The sequence below is a fragment of the Polaromonas sp. Polasp52 genome (genome assembly GCF_059491565.1).
The window spans coordinates 1314203-1326113 of sequence record NZ_CP168513.1 but is presented as its reverse complement, the minus strand read 5'-3'; the positions used below and the strand labels follow the sequence as shown (position 1 = coordinate 1326113).

Below are 11911 nucleotides of genomic sequence, written 5' to 3'. Positions count from 1 at the left end.
AAACCGGGGGATATCGGGCTGCTTGCGAAGCGTCACACTTTTACGTTTGCAGACATCGTTTTGGCCCCGCCGACGAGCTTGCACTCAGTTACAAGCGTCGGCTTTTGACAACGTTCTGGATGCGCAGAACAGGAAAAATCCTTACTGCACAAAGAGCTTACTGCTACTATTCAAGTGATTTCTTAAGTATGCAGGGCTACATATTAGCCGTCATTTGGGGACTGCCTTGATCTCTCTGGGATCGTTATTCAACCGCCAACAACCCGCTTTGCTGGGTTTGGATATCAGTTCGTCCAGCGTCAAGCTGGTGGAGTTGAGCCGTGACAAGGCCGGTAACCTGGTGCTGGATCGCTGCGCGATCGAGCCCCTGGAGCGCGGCTGGATCACGGACGGCAACGTCGAGAAATTCGACGAAGTCGCCGACGCCGTGCGCCGCCTGGTCAAAAAGAGCGGAACCCGCACCAAAAACGTCGCCATGGCGCTGCCCGCTTCTGCGGTCATCACCAAAAAAATCATCCTCCCCGGAGGCATGACGGACGCCGAGCTCGAAACCCAGGTCGAGTCCGAAGCCAACCAATATATTCCCTTCTCCCTGGACGAGGTCAGCCTGGACTTCTGCGTGGTGGGGCCCAGCGCCACCTCCACCGGCGACGTCGAGGTGCTGATTGCCGCTTCGCGCAAGGAAAAGGTCCAGGACCGGGAAGGCCTGGCGGAAGCCGCGGGCCTCAAGCCCATCGTGGTCGACGTGGAGTCCTACGCCTCGCGCCTGGCAACCGCCCGCCTGATCGAAAACCTGCCTAACAAGGGGGTGGACACCATGGTCGCCCTGTTTGAGGTCGGCGCCCTGACCACCAGCATGCAGGTCATCAAGAACGACGAAGTCCTGTACGAGCGCGACCAGGCCTTCGGCGGCGCCCAGCTGACGCAGCTGATCGTGCGCCAGTACGGGTTTTCGCCCGAAGAGGCCGAAAGCAAGAAGCGCAGCGGCGATTTGCCTGAAGACTACGGCTCCGGCGTCCTGAAACCCTTTGTGGAAAGCATGGCCCAGGAAATCGGCCGCGCCCTGCAGTTCTTCTTTACCAGCACCCCGCACAACAAGGTGGACTACGTCATGCTGGCCGGTGGCTCCTCCGCCCTGCCCGGGCTGACCGATTCCGTCACGCAGCAGACCTCGTTCGCCTGCCTCCTGGCCAACCCCTTTGAGGGCATGGAACTCGGCGACGGCGTGCGGGAGAAGAAAATGCGCCGCGAGGCATCGTCTTACCTGACCTCCTGCGGTCTGGCTTTGCGGAGGTTCCTGCAGTGATTCTGGTCAATCTGCTCCCGCACCGCGAAGCCGCGCGCAAGCGCAGGCGCGAAACTTTTTTCGCAACCCTTGGCGTCGCTGCCCTGGTCGGCGGCCTGATTTGCGGCGCCGTGTACTCCTGGTACCTGGCCCAGATCGAAAGCCAGCGCAGCAAGAACAACTTCCTGAAAACCGAGATCACGCGCCTGGAAAACCAGATCAAGGAAATTTCCACCTTGCAGGCGGAAATCGCCGCCCTGAGGGCGCGCCAGAACGCGGTGGAAGACCTGCAAGGCAATCGCAACCTGCCGGTCTACCTGCTCAGCGAGCTGGTCAAGCAGCTGCCTGACGGCGTGTACATCAACAGCATGAAGCAGGACAACCAGACGGTGTTCATCACCGGCGTGGCCCAGTCCAACGAGCGGGTTTCCGAACTGCTGCGCAACCTGGCCAACAACAGCCCCTGGCTGACCCGGCCGGAACTGGTTGAAATCACCGCCAGCACGGTGGCGCTGACCCCGCGCGACGTGCGGCGTGTGTCCAATTTCTCCATGCGTGTCGGGCTCAAGCGCGCCAACGCGCCCAAGGCGCCCGGTTCCGCGCCGGCCGGCTCGGTGCCTGGCGCCGCACCGGCGGCCGCGGCGATCCCGGCCAAGGCCTGAAGCAGGTTGAACGATCATGGCAAAAACTCCAAAAATCTCCGTCGATTTCTCGGCGATCCAAAACAGCCTGAAGGCGCAGTTCTCCGGGCTTGATCCCAATGACCCGCCTTCATGGCCGGCGTTGCCGCGCTATCTCCTCTGCGTCGGCGTCACGGTCCTTGTGGTGGTCGCGCTGTGGTTTGTCTGGTTGAGCTCCTCTGACGAGGAACTGACGGCCGAGCAGGCCAAGGAAGTCCAGCTCAGGGAAGACTACAAGAAGAAGCTGGTGCAGGCGGTGAATCTTGAAGCACTGAAAAAGCAGCGCGAACAGGTGCAGCAGTATGTGACCCAGCTGGAAAAGCAACTGCCCAGCAAGGCTGAAATGGATGCCTTGCTGTCCGACATCAACCAGGCGGGCCTGGGCCGCAGCCTGCAGTTCGAGCTGTTCCGGCCGGGGCAGGTGAGTGTCAAGGAGTACTACGCCGAATTGCCCATCGCGGTGCGCGTCACGGGCCGTTACCACGATATTGGCGCTTTTGCCGCGGACATCGCCAATCTCTCCCGTATCGTGACTTTGAACAACCTGAGTCTGGTACCTGCCAAGGACGGTAACCTCGTCATGGACACCACGGCCAAAACATTCCGCTACCTCGATCCCGAGGAAGTGGCCCTGCAGCGCAAGAGCGCCCCGGGAGCCAAAAAATGAGACTTAACCGCTATGTGCTGACAGGCAGTTTGGTGTTGACGCTGCTGGCCCTGGCCGGTTGCGGTTCGTCCGAGCAGGAAGAGTTGCAGCAATGGATGACGGAGCAGCGCAACGCCACCCGGCCCAAGGTCGATCCGCTGCCCGAACCCACCAAGTTCTCGCCGCAGGCCTATAACCAGGAAGGCTCCACCGAGCCTTTCAGCAACCAGAAATTGACACAGGCGCTCAAGCGCGACGCCAACCAGGCGACGGCCAATGCGGGCCTGATCGCGCCGGAGTTGAGCCGGCGCAAGGAACCCCTGGAGGCCTACCCCCTGGACGCGACCTTCATGGTCGGAAGCCTGATCAAGGTAGGCCAGCCGGTGGCGCTGGTCAAGGTCGACAACCTGATTTACCAGGTCCGGGTCGGCAACTACCTTGGGCAGAACTACGGCCGCATCACGCAGGTGGGTGAAACAAGCCTTTCCCTGCGTGAGATCGTGCAGGACGCTGCGGGCGAATGGATTGAGCGGACGGCGACTTTACAGCTATTAGAGGGATCAAAATGAACAAGCAAACATGGGCATTAGAGGCAGAAGGTATGGGAGGCGGCCTGAAGCGTTTGCTTGAACGTGTGTTGCGCGGCGCTTCGTTCGGCATTGCCTTGTCGTTGATGGTGGCAACGCTGCCGCAGGCCGCACAGGCCCAGAATTCGATTCAATCGGTGACCGGTTCGGTCCAGGGCAGTTCCGAAATCATCCGCATAGACCTGGCCGAGCCCCTGACCGCCATTCCGACCGGCTTCACCATCCAGTCGCCCGCCCGCATCGCCCTGGACTTCCCCGGCGTCAGCAATGGCATGGGACGGTCCGCGGTGGACATGAACCTGGGAAACCTGCGTTCGGCGAACGTGGTGCAGGCCGGCGAGCGGACCCGCGTGGTACTCAACCTCAAGGCACCGTCGACCTACAAGGCTGATATCCAGGGCAAGTCGCTGGTGATCACGCTGGATTCCACTGCCGCCAGCGCGGCGGCGGCCGCCGCACCGGCACAGGTATTTGCGGAAAGCCGCAACCGTGACATCCTTCCGCTCAAGGACGTGGACTTCCGCCGTGGAACCGACAGCGCCGGCCGCATCGTCGTGGGCCTGTCCAACAACGAGGTGGGCGTTGACATACGCCAGCAGGGCCAGACCCTGGTGGTCGAGTTCCTGAAGACAACCCTGCCCGAAGGCTTGCGCCGCCGGCTGGACGTTGGCGATTTCGGCACGCCGGTGCAAACCGTCACGACCTTCCAGACCGGCGACAAGGTCCGGATGGTGGTGGAACCCAAAGGCGCCTGGGAGCACAGCGCTTACCAGAGCGACAACCAGTTTGTGCTGGAAGTCCGCCCCCAAAAGGTCGACCCGACCAAATTGACGCAGGGCCCGGGCTATACCGGCGAGAAGCTTTCCCTGAACTTCCAGAACATTGAAATCCGCTCCCTGTTGCAGGTGATCGCCGACTTCACGAACTTCAACATCGTCACCTCCGATTCCGTGACGGGCAGTGTCACGCTGAGGCTCAAGGACGTGCCTTGGGACCAGGCGCTGGACATCATTCTCCAGTCCAAGGGCCTGGGCATGCGCAAAAACGGCAACGTGCTGGTGATTGCACCCAAGGACGAGCTGGCGGCCAAGGACAAACTCGACCTGGAATCGCGCAATGCCATCCAGAGCCTGGAGCCTGTCCGCACCCAGTCCTTCCAGATCAATTACGCCAAGGCCGCGGATCTCGCGACGCAGATCACCGCTGGCGGCAGCGGCCCGGCCAGTGCCCGTATCCTGTCCCAGCGCGGCAGTGTCATTGCCGAACCCCGGACCAACCTGCTGTTCGTGACCGACATTCCCTCCAGGCTGGAGGCGGTCCAGGCCCTGATCACCAAGCTGGACGTGGCGGTTCGCCAGGTGCTGATCGAGGCGCGCATCGTCGAGGCTTCGGATACCTTCGGGAAGTCGCTGGGCGTGCGGCTGGGCGGCCAGCCCTTCAACCAGAACACCAACACGGCATTCGGCGGCACCTACAGCGCGACGACGGCCGGCACCAACGCCGGTGAGTTCCTGAGCCTGCCGGCTGTGGGCCAGAACGGTTTCTCTGCGGCGACCTTTGCCGTCTCCCTGTTCAATGCCGCAAAAACGCGATTCTTGAACCTCGAGATTTCCGCTTCCGAAGCCGACGGCAAGACCAAGATCGTCTCCAGCCCCAGGGTTGTCACGGCCGACCAGGTCAAAGCGCTGATTGAACAGGGTACGGAACTCCCCTACCAGCAGGCGACTTCCAGCGGCGCCACGTCCATCAGCTTCCGCAAAGCCAACCTGAAGCTCGAGGTCACGCCGCAGATCACGCCCGAGGGCAACATCATCCTGAACGTCGACGTGAACAAGGACAGCGTGGGCCGCGAAACGGCCAACGGCTTTGCGATCGACACCAAGCACATCCAGACGCAGGTGCTGGTGGAAAACGGCGGAACCGTGGTGATAGGCGGTATTTTTGAGCAGAACGACCGCGACAACGAGACCAAGGTTCCCTTCCTGGGCGACCTGCCAGGTGTCGGCAATCTCTTCAAACAGAAGACGCGCTCGGCCACGAAATCCGAACTGCTGGTGTTCATCACCCCCAAGATGCTGACCAACGGCTCAGCGCTGCGCTGAGCCCCGCGGAGCCGGCTGCCGCGAGGCGGGGCCGGTTTGGTGGGAAAATGCAGGTAACGGCGGGCCCTTTGGGGCCTGTCGCGTTTGTGAAACCGGCCCATTTTCCACCCTGTCTCTATTCACGCATCCCGGGGCGAGCGCCTCCAGACTCCATTGAATGCAAACCCGTTGAGAATCGCCTGCGTGGGCCTGCCGGGTTCGGGGAAGTCCACTGTCGGCCGGCACCTGGCCCGCAAGATGGGGCTGCGCTTCATTGATTCGGACCAGGTGATCGAGCAGCGCATCGGCTGCTCGATCCGGGAGTTTTTCGAACGCGAGGGCGAGAATGCCTTCCGCGACATAGAGCAGCAGGTCATCGACGAGCTGACCCAGGGCCAATCCTGCGTGCTGTCCAGCGGCGGCGGGACCGTGCTGCGTCCCGCCAACCGCCGGCACCTTCGCGAGCGCGCGCAGGTGGTGTACCTGCATTCCATTCCCGAAGAAGTGTTTCGCCGCTTGCGGCACGACCAGAACCGGCCCCTGCTCCAGGTCGCCGACCCGCTGGCCAGGCTCAGGGACCTCTACACGGCCCGCGATCCCCTGTACCGGGAAACCGCCCATTTCGTCATCGAGACCGGGCGTCCCTCGGTGTCTACCCTGGTCAACATGATCCTCATGCAGCTGGAGCTGGCGGGATTGCTGCCCGCGCCCTGAGCGCTTGCGTCGTTTTGCCTTGCAAGCCGCCGCACCCAAGGCGGGCGAGTGCCTCTACACTCGCAGTTATGCACGCAAATTCCCCTTCCGCGGCGGCGCGGGTCCAGATCGAGCTGGGCGATCGCAGTTACCCGATCGCCATCGGCAACAGCCTTCTCGGCAATGCGCTGACTTACCAGGACCTCCCGAAAGCCGCCACCGCGCTGGTGGTGTCGAACACCACGGTGGCTCCCTTGTATGCGGCGCAATTGAGCCAGGCGCTGCGCCAGCGTTATGGCAAGGTGCTGCTGGTGACCTTGCCCGACGGCGAAGCCCATAAGGACTGGCCTACGCTGCAGCTGATTTTTGACGCCTTGCTCGAGAACGGCTGCGACCGCAAGACGGTGATGTTCGCGCTGGGCGGCGGCGTGGTGGGTGACATGACCGGCTTTGCCGCGGCCAGCTATATGCGCGGCGTGCCCTTTGTGCAGGTGCCCACGACCTTGCTGGCGCAAGTGGACTCCTCGGTGGGCGGCAAGACGGCGATCAACCACCCGCTGGGCAAGAACATGATAGGCGCCTTCTACCAGCCCCTGCTGGTGGTCTGCGACCTCGATGCGCTGCAGACCTTGCCCGCGCGCGAGCTCAGCGCGGGCCTGGCCGAAATCATCAAATACGGCCCGATTGCCGACATGGCCTTCCTGGAATGGATAGAGGCCAATCTTGAAGGCCTGCTGGCCAGGGAGCCCGCGGCCATGGCCCACGCGATCAAGCGCAGCTGCGAGATCAAGGCCTGGGTGGTGGGGCAGGACGAACGTGAGGCCGGCCTGCGGGCCATCCTGAATTTCGGCCATACCTTCGGCCACGCGATTGAATCCGGCCTCGGTTACGGCGAATGGCTGCACGGCGAAGGCGTGGGCTGCGGCATGGTGATGGCCGCGCACTTGTCCGCTCGCCTGGGCCTGGTCGACATGCCCTTTGTCGAGCGGCTGACGCGGCTTATCCAGCGTGCCGGCTTGCCGGTCAAGGCGCCGGTGCTGTCGGCCGCGGACAATGCGGGCCGCTACCTGGAACTGATGCGTGTCGACAAAAAATCCGAGGCCGGCGAAATCCGCTTTATCGTGATCGACGGCCCGGGCAAAGCAGCGCTTCGCAGCGCGCCCGACGCGCTGGTGCGCGAAGTGATAGACCTGTGCTGCGCTTAACGCCTGGAGAGCGTGAACCATGACCCTGGCGCCCTATGCCTGTGATCCCGCGCTGTCGCGCGGCCGCCGCTACACCGAGCCGGTGGCGCCCACGCGCTCCGACTTCCAGCGCGACCGCGACCGCATCGTGCATTCAACAGCCTTTCGCCGCCTGGTCTACAAGACCCAGGTGTTCCTCAACCACGAGGGCGACCTGTTTCGCACCCGACTGACCCACTCGCTGGAAGTCGCGCAGCTGGGGCGCTCCATCGCCCGCACGCTGCAGCTCAACGAGGACCTCGTGGAAGCCATCGCGCTGGCGCACGACCTGGGCCACACGCCTTTCGGCCACGCCGGCCAGGATGCCCTGAACGCCTGCCTCAAGGCCGGCCACCCCGAGAGCGCGGGCTTCGAGCACAACCTGCAAAGCCTGCGCGTCGTGGATGCGCTGGAAGAGCGCTACCCGGCCTACAACGGCCTGAACCTCAGCTTCGAGACGCGCGAGGGCATCCTCAAGCATTGCTCAAAGCGCAATGCGCGGCGCATCGAGTCGCGCGAGCCGGGCGGGGTGGCGCGCCGTTTTGTGGACCAGCCCGCCGAAGGCCCGCGCTGGCAGCAGCCCAGCCTGGAAGCGCAGCTCGCCAACCTGGCCGACGAGATCGCCTACAACGCGCACGACATCGACGACGGTGTGCGCTCGGGCCTGCTGACGCTGGAGCAGCTCGAGGACGTGGAGCTCTTCAGCCAGTACTGCCGCGAGACGCGGCTGGCCCATCCCGGTCTGCAGGGGCGCCGGCTGCTGTTTGAAACCATACGCCGCATGCTCAGCGCGCAGGTCTACAACGTGATGGACGCGACGTGGGCGGCCATCCATAAGGCGGCGCCCGCGAGTGCCGACGAGGTGCGCCAGCAGCCGGCGCTGGTCTGCTTCACGCCCGAGATGGCGCAGCAGTCCGCGTCGCTCAAGCGCTTCCTGCTGAAAAACCTCTACCGCCACCCCAAGGTGGTGGAGACCACGCAGGCGGCCAAGCAGGTGGTCGGCGAGCTGTTCGAGGCCTATATGGCCGACCCGGCGCAGATGCCGCAGGCCCACAGCGAACGCTTTGACGGCGTCGACGCGCCGCATGCCGCGGGTGCCAAGCCCGAGCGGGTCGTGGCCGACTACATCGCCGGCATGACCGACCGTTTTGCCGCCAAAGAGCATGAGCGCCTGAAGGGCCGGGCCGCCTTCGCTGCCTGAGCCCACCCCTTTGCTTCGCGCCGCGTGACTGAGGCCAAGCCCGATACCGCCGCCAGCACGCGCGCCGCCTGGTGCGTGATCGCGGCCGGCGTGGTGGCCGCGCTGCATGTGGGCAAGCTGCCGCCCGCCTTGCCCGTGCTGGGCCAGGTGCTCGGCGTTTCGCTGCTGCAGGCCGGCTTCCTGCTCTCGCTCGTCCAGCTGGCCGGCATGACCCTGGGCCTGGTGACCGGGCTGGCCGTGCAGCGCGTGGGGCTCAAGCGCAGCATGCTGGCGGGCCTCTGGATGCTGGCATCGGCCAGCGCCCTGGGCGCCATGGCGCCCGGCGTTCATGGCTTGCTGGCGACACGCGTCCTGGAGGGCCTGGGGTTTTTGTGGGTGGTGCTGCCGGCGCCGGCCCTGGTGCGCCGCCTGGTGCCGCCGGAAAAGTTGAGCGGCATGCTCGGCATGTGGGGCGCCTACATGCCTTTGGGGGCATCGCTGGCCTTGCTGGCCGGGCCTCTTGTCATCGCATGGGCCGGCCCGCAGTGGGGCTGGCGCATCTTGTGGTGGCTGCTGGCCGCGCTGGCCGCGGCGCTGGCCCTGCTGCTCGCGTGGCGTGTGCCGGGGGAGCCGCCTGAGGCTGCTGCGTCCGTGGGCCGGCCGCACAACAGCCAGCTCATCGCGACGACCTTGCGCTCGCGCGCCGCCTGGCTTATGGCCCTGGCTTTTGCGACCTATTCCGGGCAATGGCTCGCCGTGGTGGGTTTCCTGCCGTCCATCTATGCGCAGGCCGGTGTGGCTGGCGGCTGGGCCGGACCGCTGACGGCGCTGGCCGCGGCCGTCAACATCATCGGCAACGTCGCCGCCGGGCGGCTGCTGGGCCGCGGCCTGCCGCCGCTGGCCTTGCTGGCTGCGGGTTTCCTGGCGATGGCGGGCGGCGCCTTGCTGTCGTTTTCGGGCGTGCCGCCCGCGCTGCAATACGCGGCGATCCTGGGTTTTTCCATGCTGGGCGGCTTGGTTCCCGCCACCCTGTTCAGCCTGTCCATCCGGCTGGCGCCCAGCACCGATACCGTGTCCTCCACGGTGGGCTGGATGCAGCAGTGGTCGGCGCTGGGCCAGTTCGCCGGGCCTCCGCTGGTGGCCTGGGTGGCGGCCGAAGCAGGGGGCTGGCAATGGACGGGCTGGGTCACGGCGGCCAGCTCCGCTCTGGGCCTGGTTCTGGCGCTACGGCTGCACCGTTTGGTGGTTTTGCGCACGCCCCGGCCCTAGTTCGAGACGCGAAACCAGGCGAAGCCGTCATCGGCAGCCGCAAGGGCGGCGCATAGGCTTATGACGTGTCGGCATTTTTCCTGCTGTCTTTTCGGTCCCGCACGGATTACGCTTGGGACTTGCGCACACTTTGTGACGTTTTTTTGGAACAGTAAGCGCATGCTGCAGTTGCGGGCATCAAACCTGCTTTGGCTATTCGTATCTCAAAAGGTGTTGTCATGGGCTTCAATCGGCGTCAGTTAATTCTCGGTGGTGTATCCGCAGGCGCCGTGGTGGCAAGCCCCGCGCTGTGGGCGCAGGGCAGGGCCGGGCGAAAAATCGTCGTCGGGCAATCCGTTCCGCTGACCGGCGCCGCCGACCAGATCGGCCTGGCCTACCTCAACGGCGCCAAGATTTATTTTGACGCGATCAACGCAAAAAACGGCGCGGGCGGTTACAAGATCGAAGTCAAAGCCCTCGATGACGGCTACGTTCCGGCGAAGGCCGCCGGCAACGCCAAGCAGTTGATCGACGACGACGTGGACGCGCTTTTCGGTTTTACCGGCACCGCCAGCTGCGACGCGGCCTTCGCCGCGGCAAAAGCTTCCAACACCCTGTTCTTCGCGCCGTTTGCCGCGTCGGACGCGCTGCATGATCCCTCGCTCAGCAATGTGTTCCACGTGCGTCCCGCGCTGGCCGATGAAGCCTACAAAATCGCGCGCCACTGCGCGACGCTGAACCAGGACCGCATCGCGGTGTTTGCCGAAGACGATGCCATGGGGCGCGGCGGCCTGGCGGCCGTCAACCAGGCCCTGGTCGACCTGAAGCGGCCGGCCATCGTCGGCAGCGCCCTGTCGCCGGTCAACAGCGACAAGGTTGACGCGGCCGTGGCCTCCCTGATGAAGGTGCAGCCCCAGGCGGTTATCCAGGTCAGCCTGTTCAATTCATCGGCTGCCTTCATCCGCAAGATGCGCCAGGCCGGCTATGGCGGGCAATTCCTGAATTTTTCCGTCGTCGGTATTGACCCGCTTTTCAGCGCCCTGGGCAAGGAAATCGGCGGCGTCGTGATTTCCCAGGTCGTGCCCTCGCCGCGCAGCACCGGCATGCCGATCATCAAGGAATACCTTGATGTGCTGAACCAGACCGACCAGACGCCCAGCTATGAAAGCGTGGAAGGCTATATCGCCGCCAAGACCTTTGCCGAGGGCGTGCGCCGCAGCGCGGCAGGCAGCGGAAAGCCCGACCGGGCCGGCCTGCAAAAAGCCTTTGAAGCCATGACGGACTATGACGTGGGCGGCTTTCGCGTCAACCTGCGGGCCAAGAAATACGAATCGGTGCGTGCGATCGACCTCGTCACCATCACGCCTGACGGCAAAGTCGTTCGCTGAGCAACAGCGGCTCCATGCTTCTTCAAAGAGGCGAGGGGGGTCGCGGAAAATTAGGGTCGGATTCCAATATCATGGTGCCAACTCCAGGTATTGCATCCCATGGCCCGCCTTCCTCGTCTGACGCTTCCCGGTTTCCCCCATCACATCATCCAGCGCGGCAATAACCGGCAAGCCGTCTTTTCTAGCGCCGCCGATCACCAGATGCTGCTGCGGCTGCTCGATGAAAGCGCGCGCAAATTCGGCGTGGCCCTGCATGCTTATGTGCTGATGGACAACCACTTCCACCTGCTGGCCACGCCCAGCACGGCGGACGGCCTGCCGCAGATGATGCAGGCTGCCGGACGGCGTTATGTGCGCTACTTCAACGACAGCCAGGGGCGTTCCGGCACCCTCTGGGAAGGGCGTTACCGCGCCACCGTGATCGAAGCCGAGCGCTATTTGCTGGCCTGCATGGCCTATATCGACCTGAATCCGGTTCGCGCGGGGCTGGTGGCTGAGGCCAGGGACTATCCGTGGTCCAGCCACGGCCACTATGCGGGTTTGCGGGTCGACAGCCTGCTGACGCCGCATCCCCTGGTCTGGGCGCTGGGCAACACCCCCTTTGCCCGCGAGGCGGCCTACGCCTCATTGGTGCGCGCCGGCATCACACTGGAGCAGCAGGAGCTGCTGACCCGCTCGGCCCTCAGCGGCTGGGCGCTGGGTGGGGATGAATTCCTGGCCGAGCTGCAAAAGCGCACCGAGCGCCGTGTGACCAAAAATCAGGCAGGTCGGCCGGCCATGGCCGCCAAAGAGGACTTGCCACCGGCTTGAGCCATGCCGTTCATGGCTTTTTGCGCTTGAATTTAATATGTCCCCAATTAAATGTTGATTAAATTTATCGATTTTTAATTGGAATCTGAC

At 64.1% G+C, this 11911-nt stretch carries 11 protein-coding genes; all 11 read left to right on the top strand.

Annotated elements, in window-relative coordinates:
- The first annotated feature begins 226 nt into the window (after positions 1–226).
- The 11 genes from ACEN9P_RS06280 to ACEN9P_RS06230 all read left to right on the top strand — a co-directional run bounded on the left by ACEN9P_RS06280 (position 227) and on the right by ACEN9P_RS06230 (position 11821).
- Positions 227–1306: a pilus assembly protein PilM gene (locus ACEN9P_RS06280; protein WP_477661037.1), complete on the top strand. Its 1080-nt coding sequence runs from the start codon at positions 227–229 to the stop codon at positions 1304–1306.
- Complete coding sequence (locus tag ACEN9P_RS06275) at positions 1303–1947, top strand: PilN domain-containing protein (protein ID WP_495621411.1); 645 nt, start codon at positions 1303–1305, stop codon at positions 1945–1947. Before ACEN9P_RS06280 ends, ACEN9P_RS06275 begins: the two co-directional genes overlap by 4 nt.
- A 16-nt stretch (positions 1948–1963) precedes the next feature.
- Positions 1964–2632 (top strand): type IV pilus inner membrane component PilO, encoded by a 669-nt coding sequence (locus ACEN9P_RS06270; RefSeq protein WP_495621410.1) that lies wholly within the window; start codon positions 1964–1966, stop codon positions 2630–2632.
- Positions 2629–3180, top strand: coding sequence for a pilus assembly protein PilP (locus tag ACEN9P_RS06265; RefSeq protein ID WP_477661040.1), 552 nt, complete (start codon positions 2629–2631; stop codon positions 3178–3180). Before ACEN9P_RS06270 ends, ACEN9P_RS06265 begins: the two co-directional genes overlap by 4 nt.
- Positions 3177–5300, top strand: a complete 2124-nt coding sequence (locus ACEN9P_RS06260; protein ID WP_477661041.1) for a type IV pilus secretin PilQ — start codon at positions 3177–3179, stop codon at positions 5298–5300. Before ACEN9P_RS06265 ends, ACEN9P_RS06260 begins: the two co-directional genes overlap by 4 nt.
- 168 nt (positions 5301–5468) lie before the next feature.
- Positions 5469–5993, top strand: a complete 525-nt coding sequence (locus tag ACEN9P_RS06255; RefSeq protein ID WP_477661042.1) for a shikimate kinase — start codon at positions 5469–5471, stop codon at positions 5991–5993.
- A 68-nt stretch (positions 5994–6061) separates the two neighbouring features.
- A complete protein-coding gene (gene aroB / locus ACEN9P_RS06250) occupies positions 6062–7177 on the top strand; it encodes a 3-dehydroquinate synthase (protein ID WP_495621409.1) in 1116 nt (371 codons plus the stop codon).
- 19 nt (positions 7178–7196) lie between these two features.
- The gene (locus ACEN9P_RS06245) at positions 7197–8396 is read left to right on the top strand and encodes a deoxyguanosinetriphosphate triphosphohydrolase (RefSeq protein WP_495621408.1); all 1200 of its coding nucleotides are present in this window, start codon (positions 7197–7199) and stop codon (positions 8394–8396) included.
- Positions 8397–8420: 24 nt separating this feature from the next.
- The gene (locus tag ACEN9P_RS06240) at positions 8421–9644 is read left to right on the top strand and encodes an MFS transporter (RefSeq protein ID WP_495621407.1); all 1224 of its coding nucleotides are present in this window, start codon (positions 8421–8423) and stop codon (positions 9642–9644) included.
- A gap of 218 nt (positions 9645–9862) precedes the next feature.
- On the top strand, positions 9863–11011 hold the full coding sequence (locus ACEN9P_RS06235; protein ID WP_477661046.1) for an ABC transporter substrate-binding protein: 1149 nt from the start codon (positions 9863–9865) through the stop codon (positions 11009–11011).
- A gap of 99 nt (positions 11012–11110) precedes the next feature.
- On the top strand, positions 11111–11821 hold the full coding sequence (locus tag ACEN9P_RS06230; RefSeq protein ID WP_477661047.1) for a transposase: 711 nt from the start codon (positions 11111–11113) through the stop codon (positions 11819–11821).
- Positions 11822–11911: the final 90 nt, after the last annotated feature.